General features: G+C 72.8%; 14 protein-coding genes. 10 read left to right on the top strand and 4 right to left on the bottom strand.

Annotated features, from left to right (window positions below; all coding sequences use genetic code 11):
• Positions 1–237: 237 nt before the first annotated feature.
• Positions 238–1137, bottom strand: a complete 900-nt coding sequence (locus ACFVIM_RS19335) for a hypothetical protein (protein ID WP_384302720.1) — start codon at positions 1135–1137, stop codon at positions 238–240.
• Positions 1138–1471: 334 nt separating this feature from the next.
• Between ACFVIM_RS19335 and ACFVIM_RS19330 the strand changes: the two genes are divergently transcribed.
• The 5 genes from ACFVIM_RS19330 (at position 1472) to ACFVIM_RS19310 (ending at position 9365) form a co-directional block, all read left to right on the top strand.
• Positions 1472–3703, top strand: coding sequence for an MMPL family transporter (locus tag ACFVIM_RS19330; RefSeq protein ID WP_384302718.1), 2232 nt, complete (start codon positions 1472–1474; stop codon positions 3701–3703).
• 177 nt (positions 3704–3880) lie between these two features.
• Positions 3881–4453 carry a GNAT family N-acetyltransferase gene (locus ACFVIM_RS19325; protein ID WP_384302716.1) on the top strand — a complete coding sequence of 191 codons (573 nt, stop codon included), beginning with the start codon at positions 3881–3883 and terminating at the stop codon, positions 4451–4453.
• 150 nt (positions 4454–4603) lie between these two features.
• On the top strand, positions 4604–5389 hold the full coding sequence (locus ACFVIM_RS19320; protein ID WP_384302714.1) for a GNAT family N-acetyltransferase: 786 nt from the start codon (positions 4604–4606) through the stop codon (positions 5387–5389).
• A 171-nt stretch (positions 5390–5560) separates the two neighbouring features.
• Positions 5561–5737 carry a hypothetical protein gene (locus tag ACFVIM_RS19315; RefSeq protein ID WP_384302712.1) on the top strand — a complete coding sequence of 59 codons (177 nt, stop codon included), beginning with the start codon at positions 5561–5563 and terminating at the stop codon, positions 5735–5737.
• A 538-nt stretch (positions 5738–6275) separates the two neighbouring features.
• Positions 6276–9365, top strand: coding sequence for an AAA family ATPase (locus ACFVIM_RS19310; protein WP_384302724.1), 3090 nt, complete (start codon positions 6276–6278; stop codon positions 9363–9365).
• Between the two features lie 381 nt (positions 9366–9746).
• Here the strand turns inward: ACFVIM_RS19310 and ACFVIM_RS19305 are convergent, their stop codons facing one another.
• The 3 genes from ACFVIM_RS19305 to ACFVIM_RS19295 form a co-directional block, all read right to left on the bottom strand.
• Entirely contained in the window at positions 9747–10043 is a 297-nt protein-coding gene (locus ACFVIM_RS19305) for a DUF6191 domain-containing protein (RefSeq protein WP_384302710.1), read from the bottom strand.
• Between the two features lie 14 nt (positions 10044–10057).
• Entirely contained in the window at positions 10058–11236 is a 1179-nt protein-coding gene (locus ACFVIM_RS19300) for a PQQ-dependent sugar dehydrogenase (RefSeq protein WP_384302722.1), read from the bottom strand.
• A gap of 332 nt (positions 11237–11568) precedes the next feature.
• Positions 11569–12714 carry an aldo/keto reductase gene (locus tag ACFVIM_RS19295; protein ID WP_384302708.1) on the bottom strand — a complete coding sequence of 382 codons (1146 nt, stop codon included), beginning with the start codon at positions 12712–12714 and terminating at the stop codon, positions 11569–11571.
• Positions 12715–12826: 112 nt separating this feature from the next.
• On the opposite strand from ACFVIM_RS19295, the gene ACFVIM_RS19290 reads away from it, so the two are divergent.
• The 5 genes from ACFVIM_RS19290 (at position 12827) to ilvC (ending at position 20817) form a co-directional block, all read left to right on the top strand.
• Complete coding sequence (locus tag ACFVIM_RS19290) at positions 12827–13777, top strand: 2-hydroxyacid dehydrogenase (RefSeq protein ID WP_384302706.1); 951 nt, start codon at positions 12827–12829, stop codon at positions 13775–13777.
• 400 nt (positions 13778–14177) lie between these two features.
• Positions 14178–16988, top strand: coding sequence for a putative bifunctional diguanylate cyclase/phosphodiesterase (locus ACFVIM_RS19285; RefSeq protein WP_384302704.1), 2811 nt, complete (start codon positions 14178–14180; stop codon positions 16986–16988).
• A 244-nt stretch (positions 16989–17232) separates the two neighbouring features.
• On the top strand, positions 17233–19092 hold the full coding sequence (locus tag ACFVIM_RS19280; protein WP_384302702.1) for an acetolactate synthase large subunit: 1860 nt from the start codon (positions 17233–17235) through the stop codon (positions 19090–19092).
• 29 nt (positions 19093–19121) lie between these two features.
• Positions 19122–19646 carry an acetolactate synthase small subunit gene (gene ilvN / locus ACFVIM_RS19275; protein WP_384302700.1) on the top strand — a complete coding sequence of 175 codons (525 nt, stop codon included), beginning with the start codon at positions 19122–19124 and terminating at the stop codon, positions 19644–19646.
• Positions 19647–19815: 169 nt separating this feature from the next.
• Positions 19816–20817 (top strand): ketol-acid reductoisomerase, encoded by a 1002-nt coding sequence (gene ilvC / locus ACFVIM_RS19270; RefSeq protein ID WP_384302698.1) that lies wholly within the window; start codon positions 19816–19818, stop codon positions 20815–20817.
• Positions 20818–20832: the final 15 nt, after the last annotated feature.

Raw genomic sequence — 20832 nt, 5'->3', positions numbered from 1 at the left:
GGACCGCCCCGGTCGTGTCCCGGCCTCCTCGTCATGTCGGCGGTGTCCCGCTGACATGACGCTCCCCGCCGGTCGGTTACCCCGTGCCGTACGGCGGACGGGCGCGGCCGTACGGCACGGCGACGCCCGAGGGCTCGACGGAGCCTGGTGGCGTCGCTCCCTGATGGCGTCCTTCCTCGGTGGCGTGCCTCCCTGGCGGCGCGCCCCCCACGGCCCGGGGTTCGCGTTCCGAGCCGTTCAGTGGCGTATCCCCAGGCCCGGCAGGAGGAGTTCCCCCCGGTCCTTGCAGCTCACGTCGCGGGCCCTCAGCTCCTTGGGGGCCGTGGTGCCCCGGGCTCTCAGCTCGGCCAGGGCCAGCCGGGCCGCCTCCGCCGTCTCGGCCCGCTCGGGCTCGGGATACTCGGCCTGCCACCAGCCCCGGTCCCGGGAGTGCCAGCCGCGTGAGCGCATCAGGTGGGCCCGCTCCTCGGTGTCCTCGCCGTCCCGGTCGTCGACAGACACATGGAGGCCGTCGGCCAGCGCGTACGAGAGCTGCACCCGGCGGCCCCGGTCGGCCGAACTGGTCAGGGAGAACCCGGCCCAGTCCGCTCCGACCTGCACGGGGAGCTGCTCGACCCAGGCCGTGAGCAGCAGTCCGAGCGCGCTCTCGAAGTGGTCGAGTGAGGACGCCATCCGTCCCTGGGTGCGCTCGGCGGGGGGCTCCCCGGGGCCGGAGCGGTCGAGCTGCCAGACATAGGGCAGCAGATCGAAGTCGTGCGGTTCCTCGGCGGACCAGGCGCCGCCCCACTCGAACGTGCGCATCTCCTCGGCCTCCCGTGTCCGTGTGTCGTGGACGGAGAGCTGGACGTGGTGTCTGCCCCCGGCGAGCAGCACCAGATGATCGGCGTCGCGCCACCGTATGTCGGGGCCGTTCGCCGAGCCGCCGTAGAGCGTGGGCGCCCCCAGGCCGGTCACCACCGCCTCGTACACCGCGCGGAAGGACTCGCGCCGCTGTCTCAGCGAGGCGCCGGGGTCGTAGGCGAGCACCGGCACGGGGTCACGTCCGGCGTACGCCTCGGGAGTCGTGTGCAGGGCCAGGGCGAGCGCGGCGGCCTCGCCCGCGGTCAGGGCGGTCTGGTGGATCCCCCTCGTCTCCATGGCTCCATCGTGCCAGCCGCCACCGACAACGCCCCGCGGCCGAGGGCCTGTTCGCGGCGGGGTGGTGTGTTCACGGTCGCGTGATGGCCGAAAGCCCCCGGTGAGGGGCTCCCGGGTGCCGGACGGTGGGCCGCCGTACGGCGGCGGATGACCGTCACATGATCATGGAACGACCGTGGGCGGGCGCCGTCACCCGGCTGTGAGGAAGCCCACGAAAGAGAGGGAAACGGTCACATCGGTACGATTGACTGCGAGAGTGTTCCCATACAGGTCAAGAGTTCTTTTCGGGCTGTTTCCGATCAAAGATCTATGAACCACCCAGGGAGCACGTCCGTTGGCAGCCATCGCCCGGTGGTGCGTTACGCACCGACTCATCACGGTTCTCCTCTGGGTCATGACCTGCGCCGGGGTCTCGGTCGCCGCCCTCGCCACCGGAACCCGTTACTCCACCGACTACGAGGTGCCCGCCACCGAGTCCGGCCGGGCGGCCGTGCTGCTGACCGAGGGCTTCCCCGAACTCGACGGTGAGAGCGACAGCGTCGTCTGGCACAGCGCGCACGGGAGCGTGCGCGCCCCCGAGGTCCGCGAACGGATGGAGCGGATGCTGGACGAGGTCGCGCGGCTGCCGTCGGTGGCCTCCGTGACCAGCCCCTACGACCCCGGGGGCGCCGGACGCGTCAGCCCGGACGGCCACACCGCCTACGCCACCGTCACCTTCGAGGAGCGCGCCGAGGAGATCCCCCAGGCGCGGATCGAGAAGGTCGTCTCCACCGCGAGACAGGCCGCGACCGACACCGTCCAGGTGGAGCTCGGCGGCACCGCCGTCGGCCGCACCGTGGTCCCGCAGGGGTATCTCGCCGAGGCCGTCGGGGTCACGGTCGCCGCCGTGGTGCTCTTCCTCGCCTTCGGCTCGCTCGCCGCCAGCCTGCTGCCCATCGCCACCGCCCTGGTCTCCGTCGGCACCGCCTACGGGGGCATCGCGCTCCTCGGCCATGTGATGACGGTCGCCGACTTCGCCCCCATGCTCGGGATGCTGATCGGCCTCGGGGTGGGCATCGACTACGCGCTGTTCATCGTGACGCGGCACCGCAAGGGGCTGCGCGCGGGACTGCCGGTGGCCGACGCGGCGCGGGAGGCCGTCGCCACCACCGGCCGGGCCGTCGTCTTCGCGGGCGCCACCGTCTGCATCGCGCTCCTGGGGATGCTCGTCCTGCGGCTGGGCTTCCTGACCGGGGTGGCCGTCGCCGCCTCCGTGACGGTGCTTCTCACGGTGGCCGCCTCCGTCACCCTGTTGCCCGCGCTCCTGTCGTACATCGGTCCGCGCGCCCTCAGCGCGCGCGAACGGCGCGTCCTGAGTACGGAAGGACCCCGGCCGGAGACGCCGACCGGGTTCGCCGTGCGCTGGGCCGCGTTCGTGGAGCGACACCCCCGGCTGCTGGGGGTGGTGGCCACGGCCGTGATGGTGGTGCTCGCGCTCCCCATGCTCTCGCTCCACCTCGGCACCTCGGACCAGGGCAACAACCCGGCCTCCTCGACCACCCGCAAGGCGTATGACCTGCTGGCGTACGGAGACCGCGCGCCGGGCGCGGGAGGCGGCTTCGGGCCGGGCGTCAACGGACCGCTGACCCTGGTGGCGCGGATCGACGGCGCGGGCGACCGGCGCGCCATGGAGGCGCTCCCGGGCGCGCTCACCGGCGAACGCGGCATCGCCTCGGTCAGCCCCGTCACCTACAACGCGGCCGGGGACACCGCCCTGGTCACGGTCGTCCCGACGTCGGCTCCCCAGTCACGCGCCACCAGTGACCTGGTCGACCGCCTCAGGAGCGAGCTGCTGCCCGCCGCGACCCAGGGCGACGCGCCGAAGGTCCATGTCGGCGGGGTGACGGCGGGCTACGACGATTTCGCCGACGTCATCGTCGGCAAACTGCCGCTCTTCGTCGGTGTCGTCGTCGCGCTCGGCTGTCTGCTTCTGCTGCTGGCCTTCCGCTCCCTCGTGATCCCGCTCAAGGCCGCCGTGATGAACGTGGCCGCCGTCGCGTCGTCCTTCGGCGTCGTCGTCGCGATCTTCCAGTGGGGCTGGGGCAGCGAGCTGCTGGGCCTGGGGCGCGCGGGCCCCATCGAACCGTTTCTCCCCGTCATCATGGTGTCGGTCCTCTTCGGACTCTCCATGGACTACCAGGTCTTCCTGATGAGCCGGATGTACGAGGAGTGGCTGGCCACCGGCGACAACCGCCGCGCCGTACGGGTCGGGCTCGCCGAGACCAGCCGGGTGATCAACTCGGCCGCCGTGATCATGGTGTCGGTCTTCCTGGCCTTCGTCCTCAGCGGCGACCGGGTGATCGCGATGTTCGGCGTCGCGCTCGCCGCCGCCGTGGCGCTCGACGCCTTCGTCCTGCGTACGCTGCTGGTCCCGGCGCTGATGCACCTGCTCGGCGGCGCCAACTGGTGGCTTCCCCGATGGCTGGACCGGTGGCTGCCGAGGATCAGCGTCGAGCCGCGCGGACGGAACGCGCATGCGAAGATCTCCGAGCGGCCCGCCCGCGAGAGCGACCAGCTCGTCCCGTGACCGGCGTGTCCCGCGCACGGCGCCTTCCGTACCGGCTCGTCCCGCGACCGGCCCGGCCGCCACGGTGAGCCGCACGACACCCCGCACGACCCGGCACCCCGCACGACCCGAGACCCCGCACGACCCGACACCCCCCGAGTACCCCCGGGCACACCCGAGGAGAACAGCGAGAGCACGATGTTCGCGATACCCCTGAGCCGATCGCTCGCCGGTGAGACGGCGGAACTGAGACCACTGGAGCCCTGGAACGCGGAGGAGTTCCTCGCCCACATGGACCGGGGGCGGGAGTACATCGGCGAGTACATCGGTCTCGCGGACGCCAACACCGACCTCGACCAGGCCCGTGCCTTCCTCCAGTCCTACGCCGACAAGCAGGCCGCCGACGCGGGCCGGATCTACGGCATCTGGCTGGAGGGGACCCTGGTCGGCGGGGTGCTCTTCCGCACCTTCGACGCCGCCCAGGGCGTCTGCGAGGTCGGCTGCTGGCTCGAACCCGCCGCCGTCGGGCGGGGGCTCGTCACCCAGGCCATCACCCTGCTGATCGACTGGGCCGTCGAACGGCGCGGCATCCACCGCGTCGAGTGGGTCGTCTCCTCCGGCAACAGCGCCAGCATCAAGGTCGCCGAGCGTCTCGGCATGACCCGCGACGGCGTCATGCGCCAGGCGTACTCCTTCCGGGGCACCCGCCATGACCTGGAGGTCTGGTCGACCCTCGCCACCGAGTGGCGCCGCAGGCCCGTCGGCCACTGAACGCGTCTCCCGTGAACGCGTCTCCCTGGTGACGCGCGACGGGCGCGTCTCCTGGTGGCCGGTCGACCCCGTACGGCCGCCGCTGAGGGAAACGGCTCCCGCACCGTAAAAGAACTGGTGGGGCCGCCGGGGCGGTGCTCCACTGGCCGGATGGACCTCGACCGCACCCGCGCGCTCTTCGACCACCAGCTCCGCCGGGGCAGCGGCCCGCCGCGCCCCGGAGTCACCGTGGACCGCGATGACACGGTGGTACGCCAGTCCGGCCCCGGCTGGACCACCGTGGTCTGGTCCGATCTGGACACCACCACGGCGGACGGTGCCATCGCCGCCCAGATCGCGTACTCCACCGGTCGTGGCGAGGAGGTCGAGTGGAAGCTCTACGACCACGACCGGCCCGCCGACCTCGGTGAGCGCCTCCAGGCCGCGGGCTTCGTGCCCGGACCCGAGGAGACCCTGATGGTCGCCGAGGCGCGCGCCCTCACCCCCGGGCCCGCTCCCGTGCCCGGGGTCCGCGTCGAACGGGTCACCGACGCCATCGGCGTCGACCTGATGCTCCGGGCCAAGGAACGCGCCTTCGGTACGGTGCCGTCCGGGCTCCGCGCGACCCTGCTGGCGGGGCTCGACGACGGGGACCTGGTCCTCCTGGTCGCGCTCGCCGGAGACGAGGCCATCAGCTCCGCCCGGATCGAGTTCACCCCGGGCACCGACTTCGCGGGGCTGTGGGGCGGCGGCACCGTTCCCGAGTGGCGCGGCCGCGGCGTCTACCGCGCGCTTGTCGCGCACCGGGCCGCGCTGGCGGTGGCGCGCGGTGTGCGCTTCCTCCAGGTCGACGCCTCCGCGCCGAGCCGCCCCATCCTCGGCGCCCTCGGCTTCGTCCGACTCGGCACCACCACCCCGTACGTCCACACCCCGGTCCCGGCCCCGCGCCCCCTCTGAGTCTCCCGAGCACGGATCTGAGGAGGGGCGTACGGAGGAACCGGGCCGCGTAAGGAGGGCGCGGCCGCCAGGATGCGGAACCCTCCCGATGTGCTGAGGCCCCCTGGGAGACGAGGGTGGAACCACGGCGGAACGGCCGCCGGATCCACCCTCGACAAAGGGAGCCCCACCATGGACGTGTACTCGCTCGCGGCGGCCCACCGCGCCGAACTCCACCGCCAGGCCGACGCCCACCGCCTGGCCCGCGCCGCCCTCGCCGCCCGGAACGGCGAGGTCCATCCGAGCCAGGACGCCAACCCCCGCCCACGTAAACGCCGCGACCCCAGCTGGCGCACCAGCCCCGCCTGACTCAACCCCGCCCGGTGCGGACCCGCCCCGCCACCTGTGCCGGGGCACGGGTTCCCACCGCTTGTGGGCACGCTGTTCCGCGCGGCGGAACGGGGGGCACCAGCCCACCACCCGGGTACCGGGCCCTCGCGTCCCGCCTCCTGCCAGGCAGGCCTCCACACCCAGGCGCAGCCACGGGGTACGGACGCGGGGTGCGGCTCCCAGCGGAGTCCCGTGCGCGGGGGTGCGGGTCCCCTGCCGGGGAGGCCGGGTGCGGGGCCGGGCGACGGGAACGCCTGACCGGCAAGGGGGTCCCCGTGTGCCCACCCTTCCCCCAAGTTCGGCCGGGAGGACCCCCTTCGTTGCGGGCCCTCCCGTGCGGCATGCGGTTGCCCACCCCCGTGCCCACAACGGGTGGGACCCCATGCCCACGAGGGTGCGCGGGCCCACCGGAGGGTGGAGCCCCGTGCCCACTGGGCCGGGCGGGCCCGCAACGGGCGGGCCGCCCCGAGCCGCCGGCCAGGAAAGGGGGTTCGGCCCGGTGTCAGACCTGTGTGCGATGCTCGGCACCGTGGAGAACAGGACCGTCAGCCCCGTCTTCGTCGGCCGCGTCGGCGAGCTGTCGGAGCTCACCGACGCGCTCGGCCGCGCCGACCATCCCGACGGCCGGGGCGAGCCGCAGACACTGCTCGTCGGCGGTGAGGCCGGGGTCGGCAAGACCCGGCTGGTCGAGGAGCTGATCGCCGAGGCATGGCGCCGTGGCGCCGTCGTCGCGCCCGGCGGCTGTGTCGAGATCGGCGCCGACGGGCTGCCCTTCGCCCCCTTCTCCAGTGCCCTGCGCGCCCTGCACCGCCAGCTTCCCGGAGAGCTGGCGGCCGCCGCGGCGGGTCAGGAGGAGGAGCTCGCCCGGCTCCTGCCCGAGCTGGGGGAGCGGCCCCGCGCCGAGCAGAGCCGCCATGACGACGAGGACATGGCCCGTCTCTTCGAGCTGACCGCGCGTCTGCTGGAGCGCCTCGCCGCCGGGCGCACGGTGGTCCTGGTGCTGGAGGACATGCACTGGGCGGACGCCTCCACCCGCCATCTGCTCGCCTATCTCTTCCGTACCCTGCGCCGCGGGCGGCTGCTGGTCATCGCCACCTACCGCTCCGACGATGTGCACCGCCGCCACCCGCTGCGCCCCTTCCTGGCCGAGCTGGACCGGATGCGGACCGTCCAGCGCATCGAGCTGGCCCGCTTCACCCATGCCGAGGTCCGGCGCCAGCTCGCCGGGATCCTGGGCCATGAACCCGAATCCGCCCTGGTGGACCATGTCTTCACCCGCTCCGACGGCAACGCGTTCTTCGTGGAGGAGCTGAACCGCTCCATCGCCGACGGCAGCGACAGCCGCTGCGGTCTCTCCGACTCCCTGCGCGATCTCCTGCTGGTGCGGATCGAGAAGCTGCCCGAGGACGCCCAGCGGGTCGCCCGGATCGTCGCCGAGGGCGGCTCCACGGTGGAGTACGGACTGCTGCTGGCGGTGGTCCAGCTGCCCGAGGACGACCTCATCGAGGCACTGCGGGCCGCCGTCGGGGAGAACATCCTGCTGGCCACCACCGACGGCGACGGGTACCGCTTCCGGCACTCGCTGACCCGCGAGGCCGTCGGCGACGATCTGCTCCCGGGCGAGCGTTCCCGGCTCAACCGGCGGTTCGCCGAGGCGCTGGAGGCCGATCCCGCCCTGGTCCGGGAGGACGAGCGGCCCACCCGGCTCGCCAGCTACTGGTACCACGCCAACGCCCCGGCCAAGGCGCTGCCCGCCGTGCTGCGGGCCTCCGTCGCCGCCCGGCTCCGGCATGCCTACGCCGAGCAGCTGCGGCTGCTGGAACGGGCGATGGAGCTGTGGGAGAGCGTGCCGGACGAGGTCCGCGCCGAACTGCGCCCGCTGGACTACGCCGAGGCGTATCCGGCCTGCGGCTGCGACCCGGAGACCACCCCGCTGCGCTTCCTCGACCTGATGGCCGAGGCCACCGTCGCCGGGCGGCTCAGCGGCCAGCGGGAGCGGGCCCTGAAGATCGCCAAGCGGGGCCAGCGGCTCGCGGTCGGCGAGGGCGACCCGCTGCGCGCCGCCTGGTTCTGTGTGGAGCGCTCACGGCTGGTCTCCGGGCTCGGCCGGGGTGACGGCTGGGCCGAACTGACGGAGGCCCAGGAGCTGGTGCGCGGACTGCCGCCGTCCGCCGTCCACGCGGAGGTGCTCGCCGAGGCCGCGAGCTGGACCCGGCTCCATCAGCCGGGCCCCGAGAGCCTGGAGACGGCCCAGCGCGCGGTGGAGTACGCCCGGATGGTGAACGAGGAGGAGATCGGGCTGCGCGCCCGGCTCGTCCTCGGCGGACTGCTCTTCGACTCCGGTGACACCGACGCCGGACTCGCCGAGATGCAGAGCGTGCGCCGGCGGGTCACCGCCCTTGGCCTGCCCTCGCTCATCGGCAGCTGCCATGTGAACGTCCCCGCCGCCCTGGAGAGCGCGGGCCGCTCCCGTGAGGCCGCCGACCTCCTCATCGAGGGGCTCGCGCTCGCGCGCCACTACGGTCTGCGGGACTCCGAGACCTGGATGCTGGGCAATCTCGCCGAATCCTCCTACAGCCTCGGGGACTGGGACGGGGCCGTGCGCGCCGCCGAGCGCGCCCTCGCCCTCGGCACCGTGCCCAAGCCCCTGGGATACGCGGCGATCCAGCTCGCGATCGTTCTGCTGGCGCGCGGCGACATCGCCGGGGCGGTCGAGCGGCTGGCGGTCGCCCGGGCCCACTTCGGGCATGACCCGATGCCGCAGAACGACCTGCCGATAGCCATGATCGCGATAGGGGTCGCGATGGCGCGCGGGCGTCCGCTGGAGGGCCGGGCGGAGTTCGCCCGCGTGGTGGGCGACGGCTTCGCGTTCTGGAACCAGCGGTACGCCTGGCCGCTGGTGCGGCTCGCCGCCACCCTGGAGGCCGACACCCGGGGGCTGCCCGCCGCCCAGCCCGGCCGGGCCGCCGCGCTCGACCTGATCCGTGCCTCCATGCGCTCGCTGGTCACCCGCGCCCCGGTCTGGCGTGCCTACGCGACCTGGGTCGACACCGAACTGCGCCGCGCCGACGGTGAGGACACGCCCGAGCAGTGGGCGGAGACGGCCCTGGCCTTCGAAGCGGTCGGCTTCCCCCTGGAGCGGGCTCAGGTCCACCGCCAGTGGGCCGAGGCCCTGCTGCCCACCGGCCGGGAGCGCGCCGCCGTACTGCTGCGGGAGGCGGCCGAGAGCGCGCGGCTGCTGGGCGCCCGGCCCCTGGCCGAGGATGTGGCGCTGCTGGCCCAGCGCGCCCGGCTCTCCCTCGACGAGGCACCGGATCCGGTGGCGTCCCCCGCCGCCGCGGTGACGCCGGAGCAGCCCGGGCGGGGCCTGGGACTGACGCCACGGGAGGAGGACGTACTGCGCCTGGTCACCGAGGGCCGCAGCAACCGCCAGATAGCCGAGGCGCTCTACATCTCACCCAAGACGGCGAGCGTGCACGTCTCCAACATCCTGGCCAAGCTGGGCGTCTCCGGACGCGGCGAGGCCGCCGCACTCGCCCACCGGCTCCGGCTCTTCCCGCCACCGACACCGACACCGCCACCGACACCGGCTGTGCCTCCGGGCTAGGCCGTGTCCGCGAAGTCCCGCCTGGCCCGCAACGCCCGGCACGCTCCCCCTGGGCCCTGCGGCCCGGGAGGTGCCCCCATCCCTGGGCCCTGCGGCCCGGGTGGGGGTGCCCCCGGGCGGGAGCCTGGGGGAGTGCAGTGCCCCACCCCTGCCCCCGGCGGCCTGGGGGAGTACCCCAGCGTTGTCGGGCTTTCCCGCGTACGTCCAGTACGAGGGAAACCGCCCCCTGGCCTCGCCGGGGGCACCCCCACCGCCTTGCGACCTCCCCCTGGGCCTTCGGCCCGGTGGGGGCACCTCCCGGGCGGAGCCTGGGGGAGTACCCCCAGCACCGGACGCCGCAGCCCCTCCCTCCGGGCGGACGGCGCTCCTGTGCGGACACACCTAGGCCGGGCCGCCCGGGCGGGCTTCCCCGGTCCCGGGCGCGTTCCCGGGACCGGCCGTGGCGTCGGCCCCGGGACCGCGCGCGGCATCGCCCTCGCCGCCGCCCTCGGGACTGGCCTCGCCACCGGCCTCGGGGAGGTCGTCACGGCGGATGACGACCTTGCCCGAGGCCAGGTCGATCGGGCCCCGGTGCGGATCGGCGTCCCCGACGTCCGTACGGGTCAGCGCTATGCGGTGGCGCTCGTCCTGTGTGTGCTTGCTCCCCGGCGCGAAGAGCTCCTGGATCGCGTTGAACACGCGCGGTACACCCCCTACCTCACCTCCAGCTGGAGGATCTTGTCGTCCCCGGGGCCGGGGCTCCCCCTGCCGTCCGTCTCGCTGGTCACGAGCCAGAGCCGGGAGCCGTCCACCGCGAGGACCGTCCGCAGCCGACCGTGCTTCTCCTGGAGGAACGCCTGGGGCTCCGCGGAAGGTTCCGCGCCCGCGAGGGGGATGCGCCACAGCCGCTCCCCGCGCAGCCCGGCCATCCAGATCGAGCCGCTCGCATAGGCGATACCGCTGGGCGACGCCTCCGAGGTGCGCCACTGCTCGACCGGGTCGATCAGACCGGGCTGACCGCTTCTGCCCTCGGCCTTCGGCCAGCCGTAGTTCCCGCCCGGGGTGATGAGGTTCAGCTCGTCCCAGGTGTTCTGGCCGAACTCCGCGGCCCAGAGCCGTTTGCCGGAGTCCCAGGCCAGCCCCTGCACATTGCGGTGGCCCATCGAGTACACCAGCGAGCCGGGGACCGGGTTCCCGGACGCGGGACGGCCGTCCGGTGTCATCCGCAGGATCTTGCCGCCGAGGGAGTCACGGTCCTGGGAGAGCTCCCGCTGCCCGGCCTCGCCGGTGCCCGCGTAGAGCATGCCGTCGGGGCCGAAGGCGATCCGTCCGCCGTTGTGGGTCGAGCCCTTGGGGATGTCCCTGACCACGGTGTCCGGGGCTCCGAGCTGTTTCCCGGCGGGCTTGCGCTCGTCGAAGCGCATCATCACGATCCGGTTGTCGGACTCGGTGGTGAGATAGGCGAAGAGCTGGCGGTCGGTGGCGAATCCGGGGGAGAGCGCCAGCCCGAGCAGCCCGCCCTCGCCGCCATGCGCGACGCCCGGTACGGAACCCACCTCGGTCCTCGTCCCGCCGGGCCCGCCGACCCGGGTGATCGTGCCGTCGTCGCGGGAGGACACCAGGAGATCACCGTTGGGGAGCGCGACAGCACCCCAGGGCGAGCGGAGCCCCTCGGTGAGGGTGGAGACCACGGTCACCGATCCCTTGTCCGGAGGCGTCACGGGCGTCGCGGTCGGTGGGGGGTCTGCCGCACCGCCCGACGCCGAGGCGCCGGGGCTGGCGTCGCCGGAGGAGGGAGTCGGTTTCAGCGCCCACTCGTCGCCGGAGCCCCCGCCGTCGGACGAGCACCCGGTGGCGAACAGGGCCAGGACGGCGGCCAGGACGGCCGTCACACCAGGGCGTTGCACAGTTCCGATCCTCTCGACGGCCGCCCGGTCTGTCGTGTCGCTCCGCACGGCCGGGCGGTTGGTGCGGCCGTGCTTCATCGTTTCTTCCTCCACCCCGGGGCCCGGCACACGGCCGTATCCCGCCCGCCCCGTGGCCCCCTCACCCCTCAGCACCACGCCCACCACATCCGAACCACCCGGCGGACTTCCCGTATCCGTACGCCCGTTCCCGTACGTACGGTCCCTACCCTCTCAGAGGCGGTACGGGCCCCAGCGGTTCAGCCGGACTCCCCGCGCGCCGTCTCCCGGGCCGGACCCGGGCGGGACCGTCCCCCGTCTCAGTCCCATGACCCCCGGGCCGCCGGGAGCCGGGCGATCTCGTCGCGGTCGCCGGGGGTGAGGACCAGTCCCGCGGCGGCGGCGTTCTCGGTGGCCCACTCGACGCGCTTGGCGCCGGGGACGGCCACGACATGGGGCCCTTGGCCCAGTACCCAGGCGAGGGCGATCTGGGCGGGGGTGACCTCCGGGCCGTGGCGGGCGGCGATCCGGCGCAACCCGGCGACGAGCGGCTGGTTGGCCGCCATCATCTCGGCCGTGAACCGGGGGTGGTAGGCGCGGGGGTCGTCCGGTTCGAAGCCCTGGCCGGGGGTGAGGGTCCCGGTGAGGAAACCGTTCCCCAGGGGCATCGCCGCCAGGAACCCCACGCCCCGCGCCGCGCACCACGGCAGCAGCCGCTCCAGCGCCTCGGGCGACCAGACCGACAGTTCCGCCTGGACGGCGCTCACGGGGAAGACCTGCTGGATCCGGTCGAGCTGGCGGATCGTTCCCTCGTACAGATGAGCGCCGGAGCGCCAGGCTCCGCGCATCCCCGCCCCCAGCCGCGCCGACCCCCCCGTCCCCGCCCTCGCGGAACCTCCCGTCCCCGCCCTCGCGGAACCTCCCGCCCCCGCCGAACCGCGTCCCCCCGCCGCGCCCCGCGCCCCGCCCGCACCCCGTCCCCCCGCCACGCCCACGTCCATCGCCGTCATCCCCAGCGCCCGGACCTTCCCCGCCCCCACCAGCTCCGCCATCGCGCCCCAGGTCTCCTCCACCGGCACCTCGGGATCGGCCCGGTGCAGCTGGTAGAGGTCGATCACCTCCGTCTGGAGCCGCCGCAGCGAGGCGTCACAGGCCCGCCGCACATAGGAGGGCCGCCCGTTGGCGACCACGTGCCCGTCGCCGACGAGCAGCCCGACCTTGGTCGAGACGAAGGCGTCCTGGCGCCGCTCCCGCAGTGCGCGGCCCACCAGCAGCTCATTGATGAAGGGGCCGTACATGTCCGCGGTGTCCACGAGGGAGGCGCCCGCGTCCAGGGCGGCGTGCACGGTGCGCAGCGACTGTTCCCCACGCCGTTGCGAGGCCGTGTACGCCCAGCTCATCGGCATACAGCCCAGTCCGACCGCCCCCACCCGCAGCGCCGACGCACCAATAGTCCTGCGCTCCAACTGCCCGAACCCCTCCTTCAGCCGGCCCCCAAACTAACCAATGGACGCCCTCCGGCTCGCCGGGCCCTCGTGCCCTGTGGGTCCCCCGCGCACCTCCGTTAGCCTCGGGGCCATGACCTCGGACATATGGCTCCCCATCCCGGCGGACGAGATCGACGGACTGCCGTCGGAGGCCGCCACGGGTCCGCGCTACCGCTTCTGGGACGGCGGCCCCGACTTCCCGGCCGATCCCGCCGACTGCGTGCTGTACGTGGTCCCCTATATGAAGCCCGCCGCCGTCGCGTGCCGTCCGCTGCCCGAGATGCGCTCCGTACGGGTCGTGCAAACACTCTCCGCAGGCATCGACCATGTCCAGCCGGGCCTCGGAACCCTGCACTCCGGCGTACGCCTCTGCAATGCCCGGGGGGTCCACGAGGCCTCCACGGCCGAGCTGACGATCGCGCTCGTGCTCGCCTCGCTCCGGGACATCCCCGGGTTCGTCCGGGGACAGGAGCGCGAGGAGTGGCGCGCGGGTTTCTATCCCGCGCTGGCCGACAAGTCGGTACTCATCGTGGGGTACGGATCGATCGGCGCGGCCATCGAGGACCGGCTCGCACCCTTTGAGTGCGCGCGGGTGACGCGCGTCGCGCGCTCCGCCCGCACGACGGCGCGCGGCCCGGTCCACGCACTCCCCGAACTGCCCGCCCTGCTTCCGGACGCCGATGTGGTGGTCGTGTCCACCCCGTTGACGGAGGACACGAGGGGCCTGGTGGACGAGGGGTTCCTGGCCCGGATGAAGGACGGCGCACTGCTCGTGAACGTCGCCCGGGGTCCGGTCGTCGACACGGCGGCGCTGCTGCGGGAGACGCAGAGCCGACGGCTCACCGCCGCCCTCGATGTGACCGACCCCGAGCCGCTGCCGCCCGGTCATCCGCTCTGGCACGCCCCCGGTGTGCTGATCAGTCCGCATGTCGGCGGCTCCACGTCGGCGTTCATGCCGCGCGCCAAACGGCTGATCGCCGACCAGATCACGCGCTTCGTGGCCGGGCGGACGCCGCGCAACGTCGTTCACACCACCCCGTAGCGCTCCGGCCCACGCGCCCCGGTCGCCCCACCGTCCTCCGGGGCGCGCGTCCCGTACGCGCGCCCCGCTCCGGCCGTATACCACCCCGCACCGGGCCCGCACTCCGTCACAAGCGGGAACGCTGCGAAGTCGGTCGATCGCTCCGTGTGCAGACACCGCGAAGGGTGGTCACGGAGAGTAGAGGGGCTATGTCCCTGAGTGACGAACCTGGTGTATCGTCCGGACCTGGGGGCTGCACCGGGCATGGCGCGGTGCGCACATGAGCGACCTGACTGCCGATCAGACCTCGAGGGGGGCGACGGGCGATGCACGGCCAATGGACCAAAGATCCGACACGGCGGGGACGCCGACGACGACTCTCCCGCGCTCCGAGGAGTGCCGCGAGCGAGGGAGTGGCCCGGTGAGCGCCCCGGGGGCGCTGCTGGCCCGACAGTCGGTCCCCTCCGGTGCGGGACTGATCTGCCAGCTCCTCCTCGGCCTCGTCTGCGCCGGATACGCCGTGGGGGCCGCCCTGGGCTGGGGCTCCCGCGAGCTGGCGCTGATCATGGGCGACTTCGGCCTCGCCGCCGGTGCCCTGGTCGCCGCCGTCTCCTGTTTCCTCTACTCGCGTAGGGCGCCCCGCCGACTGCGGCCCGCCTGGCTCCTCTTCGCCCTCTCCTCGCTGATGGCCTCCGCCGGGAACGCCGTATGGGGCTGGTACGAGGTGGTGCTCGACCGCGAGGTGCCCGGTCTCTCCCTCGCGGACATCTTCTTCCTCTGCTTCGCGCCGCCCGCCATCGTCGGGCTGCTGGTGCTCGCCAAGCGCCCGGTCAGCCGGGCCGGATGGGTCTGCCTCGGGCTGGACGGCTGGCTGATCGGCGGCTCGCTGCTGACCCTGTCGTGGAGTCTGGCGCTGGCCCACACCACCCGGGTCCAGGGCGAGTCGGTGGCCCCGGCCGCGCTGGCGCTGGCCTACCCGCTGCTGGACATCGTGCTGGTGAGCATGGTGCTCGCGCTGCACTTCCGGCGCTCGGCCGCCAACCGCTCGGCGATCAACACCGCCATCGCCGCCCTCGCGCTGACCGTGCTGTGCGACGCGCTGTTCACCTCGCCGCTGCTGCGGGAGAGCTACCGCTCGGGACAGCTGCTCGACGCGGGCTGGTTCGCGGGCTCGCTGCTGCTGGCCTACGCGCCGTGGGGCGCCCGCCGCTCCCCGGAGACCAGCCGTCCGCAGCGCCCCTCCCGTCCCGTCCGTCCCGCGGCCGGTTCCCTGGCCGCCCTCACCCCGTACCTCGCCGCCGCCGTCTGCACCCTGGGGATCCTCTACAACGTGGTGGAGGGGCGCACGGTCGACCGCGTCGTCGTCCTCACCGGCTGTACGGTGGTGCTCGCCCTGGTGGTACGGCAGGGCATCATGCTCGTCGACAACATCGCCCTCACCCATGAACTGGCCCAGAAGGAGAACCACTTCCGCTCCCTGGTCCAGGGCTCCAGCGATGTGATCATGATCGCCGCGCCCAGCGGGGTGCTGCGCTATGTCAGCCCCGCCGCCAGCGGGGTCTACGGGCGGGACGCGGACGAGCTGGTCGGCTCCGAGCTCTCCTCCCTGATCCACCCGGACGATCTGGGCCGGGTCGTGCACGAGGTGCGCAGATTCCTGGCCGCGTCGCCGTCGGAGGAGCCCACCACCCGGATCGAGTGCCGCTTCAAGTCCGGCCGGGGCGACTGGCTCAACGTCGAGTCCACCGTCAACCGCCACCAGGGCGGACTGATCTTCAACAGCCGGGACGTCACCGAACGGGTCCGGCTCCAGGCCCAGCTCCAGCACAGTGCCGAGCACGACCCGCTCACGGATCTGCCCAACCGGGCCCTGTTCACCGCGCGGGTGCGCCAGGCGCTCACCGGGCGGCGGGCCGGGGACCCGGGCACGGCGGTGCTCTTCATCGACCTGGACGGCTTCAAGGGCGTCAATGACCGGCTCGGCCACCAGGCGGGCGACCAGCTGCTGATCCAGGCGGCCCACCGGCTGGCGGACTCGGTACGGATCGGGGACACCGCCGCGCGGCTCGGCGGTGACGAGTTCGCCGCCCTCATCCTGGGCGACGGCACCCGGGACCCGGTGGACCGGGAGAGCCAGGTCACCGAGATCGCCGAGCGGCTGCGGCTGACCCTCTCCCAGCCCTACCGGATCGACGGCCAGGACGTCCGGGTCGCCGCCTCCATCGGGGTGGCCTTCGCCGAGCCCGGGATCACCCCCACCGATCTGATGCGCAACGCCGATCTGGCCATGTACCGGGCCAAGGCGGGCGGCAAGGACCGGGTGGAGCTGTACGTTCCGCAGATGCAGGCCGAGGTGGTGCGCCGCGGCGAGCTGGCCGCCCGGCTGCGCAGCGCGCTGCACGAGGGGGAGTTCGTCCTGCTGCACCAGCCGGTCGTCTCCCTGACCACGGGCCGGATCGAGGCGGTCAGCGCCCAGGCCCGCTGGCGCTCGGCGCAGGGGATCCTCTTCACCCCGGCCGAGTATCTGCGGGTCGGCGATGACCGCGACCACCCCGACCGGGCCGCGGAGCTCGGCCGCTGGCTGCTGGAGGAGGCGGTCGCCCAGGCCGCCGAGCGCGGCAGGCTCGGCCACTGCGTCCCGGTCTCGGTGCGGCTGTCCGCCCGCCGCCTGCTGGACCGGTCGCTGCCGCTCGGCGCGGTGGAGGCGCTGCTGACCCGGCACAAGCTGCCCTCCGGGGCGCTGGTGATCGAGCTGGCCGAGTGCGACGCCCGGATCCCCTTCGACGAGCTGGAGCAGAAGCTGGTGGCGCTGCGCAGGCTCGGGGCGCGGATCACCCTCGGGTTCGGCGGGGGCCACGCCACCATCAAGGCGCTGCGGCGGCTCCCGGTGGACATGCTCAAGCTGGACCGGGGCCTGGTGGAGGGAGTGGTCGAGTCCGCCCGGCTGCACAAGATCACCAGCGGGCTGCTGAGGATCGCGGGCGACCTCGGTCTGGAGACGGTGGCCGACGGCCTGGACACCCCGGAGCAGGTGATCGCCCTGCGGGCGATGGGCTGCGCCCAGGGCCAGGGTGGCGCCTTCTCCGGCGCCCTGGACGAGTACCGGCTGCGCCGGGCCCTGGTCCGGGACGATCTCCCGGTGCCCGGAGGGGGCGCCCTGCCGGTGCTCACCGGAGGTCCGCTGGGCGTCCACGTCGGTTCAAATAGTGAGACGCGTGTCCCACCCGCTTGACAGTCACCGTGCGTCAGGGGGAGGGTCAATGCCATGCGCACCCGAATTCTCGTACTTGGAAAGCGCGTCGGCTGAGCGGGGACGGACCCACGTCCTCCCCGCAGACCCTCCCCGACGCGCTCCCCTCGCTTGCCTCCCGGCACGAGGGGTTTTTTGTTGCACCGGCACCCGTGCCCCCGCGTAAGAAACCTCGCAAAACCCTCAGCTTCGCCACCGTCGCACCACCCTCAGCTTCGAGAAGAGAATGCCGATGACCGAGCAGGCCACCGGGGCCCACCATCCGCAGCCGCGGGCCCGTAACGGCGGACACCAGACCTCCCCCGTCGAGCACGTCACGGGCGCGCAGTCCCTCATCCGCTCTCTTGAGGAAGTGGGCGCCGACACCGTGTTCGGCATCCCCGGCGGTGCCATCCTCCCGGCGTACGACCCGATGATGGACTCCACCCGGGTCCGGCACGTCCTGGTCCGCCATGAGCAGGGCGCCGGTCACGCGGCGACGGGATACGCGCAGGCCACCGGCAAGGTCGGCGTCTGTATGGCCACCTCGGGACCCGGCGCCACCAATCTGGTCACCCCGATCGCCGACGCGCACATGGACTCGGTGCCGATCGTCGCGATCACCGGCCAGGTCGCCTCCAAGGCGATCGGTACGGACGCCTTCCAGGAGGCGGACATCGTCGGCATCACGATGCCGATCACCAAGCACAACTTCCTGGTCACCAAGGCCGAGGACATCCCGCGGACCATCGCGCAGGCGTTCCACATCGCCGCCACCGGCCGCCCCGGTCCCGTCCTGGTCGACATCGCCAAGGACGCCCTCCAGGCGCGGACCACCTTCAGCTGGCCGCCCTCGCACGAGCTGCCCGGCTACCGCCCGGTCACCAAGCCGCACGCCAAGCAGATCCGCGAGGCCGCCAAGCTGATCGTCCAGGCCAAGCGCCCGGTCCTCTATGTCGGCGGTGGCGTCGGCAAGGCGCGGGCCACCGCCGAGCTGAAGGTGCTGGCCGAGCTGACCGGCGCCCCGGTCACCACCACCCTGATGGCGCTGGGCTCCTTCCCCGACAGCCATCCGCTCCATGTCGGGATGCCCGGGATGCACGGTTCGGTCACCGCCGTCACCGCGCTCCAGAAGGCCGATCTGATCGTCGCCCTCGGTGCCCGCTTCGATGACCGCGTCACCGGCAAGCTGGACAGCTTCGCCCCGTACGCCAAGATCGTCCACGCCGATATCGACCCGGCCGAGATCGGCAAGAACCGCGCCGCCGACGTCCCGATCGTCGGGGACGCCCGCGAGGTCCTCGCCGACCTGGTCCAGGCGGTCCAGGCCGAGCACAACGACGGGCACGTCGGTGACTACGGACAGTGGTGGAAGGACCTGAGCCGCTGGCGGGACACCTACCCGCTCGGCTACGACCAGCCCGAGAACGGCACCCTCTCGCCCCAGCAGGTCATCCAGCGGATCGGCCAGCTCGCCCCCGAGAACACCATCTACGCGGCCGGGGTCGGCCAGCACCAGATGTGGGCCGCCCACTTCATCGAGTACGAGAAGCCCGCGAGCTGGCTCAACAGCGGTGGCGCCGGGACGATGGGGTACGCGGTGCCCGCCGCCATGGGGGCCAAGGCGGGCGCGCCCGACCGTACCGTCTGGGCCATCGACGGTGACGGCTGCTTCCAGATGACCAACCAGGAACTGACCACCTGCGCCCTGAACAACATCCCGATCAAGGTCGCGATCATCAACAACGGCGCGCTGGGGATGGTCCGCCAGTGGCAGACCCTCTTCTACAACCAGCGTTACTCCAACACCGTGCTCCACTCCGGCCCCGACGCGACGGGCAAGGAGCCGAGCGCCGGGACCCGGGTCCCGGACTTCGTCAAGCTCTCCGAGGCCATGGGGTGCCACGCGCTGCGCTGTGAGTCCCCCGAGGAGCTGGACAAGGTCATCGAGGAGGCCAACGCCATCAACGACCGGCCGGTCGTGATCGACTTCATCGTCCACGAGGACGCGATGGTCTGGCCGATGGTGGCGGCGGGCACCTCCAACGACGAGGTCATGGCCGCGCGCGGGGTCCGCCCCGACTTCGGCGACAACGAAGACGACTGACCGAACCGCAGAGACGAGAGACCCACCCCATGTCCAAGCACACGCTCTCCGTTCTGGTCGAGAACACGCCCGGCATCCTGGCCCGGATCGCCGCCCTGTTCTCCCGCCGTGGCTTCAACATCGACTCCCTCGCGGTCGGCGTCACCGAGCACCCCGACATCTCCCGCATCACCATCGTGGTCAGTGTCGAGTCCCTGCCGCTTGAGCAGGTCACCAAACAGCTCAACAAGCTGGTCAACGTGCTCAAGATCGTCGAGCTGGAGCCGGGCTCCGCGGTTCAGCGCGAACTCGTCCTCGTGAAGGTCCGGGCCGACAACGAGACCCGCTCCCAGATCGTGGAGATCGTCCAGCTCTTCCGCGCCAAGACCGTGGACGTCTCGCCGGAGGCCGTCACCATCGAGGCCACCGGCTCCAGCGACAAGCTGGAGGCCATGCTGAGGATGCTGGAGCCCTTCGGCATCAAGGAACTGGTCCAGTCCGGCACGATCGCCATAGGGCGAGGCGCCCGTTCCATCACCGACCGCTCCCTGCGGGCCCTCGACCGCAGCGCCTGAGCACCCCCGCGCCCGGCCCGGCGCGCCGCCACCCCCGGCGCCCGGGCACCCCGCCCTTCCCGAGCCCCGCCCTCCGCGCCGCCCCGCCCGGATGGCGAGACCCGACACCGACCGCGTCCAGCCCCGCACTACGGTGGGACGCACACCAGTACACCAAGGAGATATCCCAGTGGCCGAGCTGTTCTACGACGCCGACGCCGACCTGTCCATCATCCAGAACCGCAAGGTCGCGGTCATCGGCTACGGCAGCCAGGGGCACGCCCACGCGCTGTCGCTGCGTGACTCGGGCGTCGACGTCCGCGTCGGTCTGCACGAGGGCTCCAAGTCCAAGGCGAAGGCCGAGGAGCAGGGCCTGCGCGTCGTCACCCCCGCCGAGGCCGCCGCCGAGGCCGACGTCATCATGATCCTGGTGCCGGACCCGATCCAGGGCCAGGTCTACGAGGAGTCCATCGCCCCGCACCTGAAGGACGGCGACGCCCTCTTCTTCGGCCACGGCTTCAACATCCGCTTCGGCTTCATCAAGCCCCCGGCCGGTGTCGACGTCGCCATGGTCGCGCCCAAGGGCCCCGGTCACCTGGTGCGCCGTCAGTACGAGGAGGGCCGTGGCGTTCCGTGTATCGCCGCGGTCGAGCAGGACGCCACCGGCAAGGGCTTCGAGCTGGCCCTCTCGTACGCCAAGGGCATCGGCGGCACCCGCGCGGGCGTCATCAAGACGACCTTCACCGAGGAGACCGAGACCGACCTCTTCGGTGAGCAGGCCGTGCTGTGCGGCGGTGCCTCCGCGCTGGTCAAGGCGGGCTTCGAGACCCTGGTCGAGGCCGGCTACCAGCCGGAGATCGCCTACTTCGAGTGCCTGCACGAGCTGAAGCTCATCGTCGACCTGATGTACGAGGGCGGCCTGGAGAAGATGCGCTGGTCGGTCTCCGAGACCGCCGAGTGGGGCGACTACGTCACCGGCCCCCGCATCATCACCGACCAGACCAAGGCGGAGATGAAGAAGGTCCTCGCCGAGATCCAGGACGGCACCTTCGCCCGCAACTGGATGGACGAGTACCACGGCGGTCTGAAGAAGTACGCCGAGTACAAGAAGGCCGACAGCGACCACCTGCTGGAGACCACCGGCAAGGAGCTGCGCAAGCTCATGAGCTGGGTCGACAACGCGGACGCGTGAGCCACCGCCCGGGGC

The organism is Streptomyces sp. NPDC057638 (genome assembly GCF_042800315.1).
Classification (GTDB): Bacteria; Actinomycetota; Actinomycetes; order Streptomycetales; family Streptomycetaceae; genus Streptomyces.
The sequence above is the reverse complement of the archived record's forward strand: the minus strand, read 5'-3'. Positions and strand labels throughout refer to the sequence as shown.

What these genes read in the sequence shown, in the direction of transcription:
- ACFVIM_RS19335 (WP_384302720.1), bottom strand. Translation starts at nt 1,137, where the DNA reads ATGGAGACGAGGGGGATCCACCAGACCGCCCTGACCGCGGGCGAGGCC.
- ACFVIM_RS19325 (WP_384302716.1), top strand. Translation starts at nt 3,881, where the DNA reads ATGTTCGCGATACCCCTGAGCCGATCGCTCGCCGGTGAGACGGCGGAA.
- ACFVIM_RS19320 (WP_384302714.1), top strand. Translation starts at nt 4,604, where the DNA reads ATGGACCTCGACCGCACCCGCGCGCTCTTCGACCACCAGCTCCGCCGG.
- ACFVIM_RS19315 (WP_384302712.1), top strand. Translation starts at nt 5,561, where the DNA reads ATGGACGTGTACTCGCTCGCGGCGGCCCACCGCGCCGAACTCCACCGC.
- ACFVIM_RS19310 (WP_384302724.1), top strand. Translation starts at nt 6,276, where the DNA reads ATGCTCGGCACCGTGGAGAACAGGACCGTCAGCCCCGTCTTCGTCGGC.
- ACFVIM_RS19290 (WP_384302706.1), top strand. Translation starts at nt 12,827, where the DNA reads ATGACCTCGGACATATGGCTCCCCATCCCGGCGGACGAGATCGACGGA.
- ACFVIM_RS19280 (WP_384302702.1), top strand. Translation starts at nt 17,233, where the DNA reads ATGCCGATGACCGAGCAGGCCACCGGGGCCCACCATCCGCAGCCGCGG.
- ilvN (WP_384302700.1), top strand. Translation starts at nt 19,122, where the DNA reads ATGTCCAAGCACACGCTCTCCGTTCTGGTCGAGAACACGCCCGGCATC.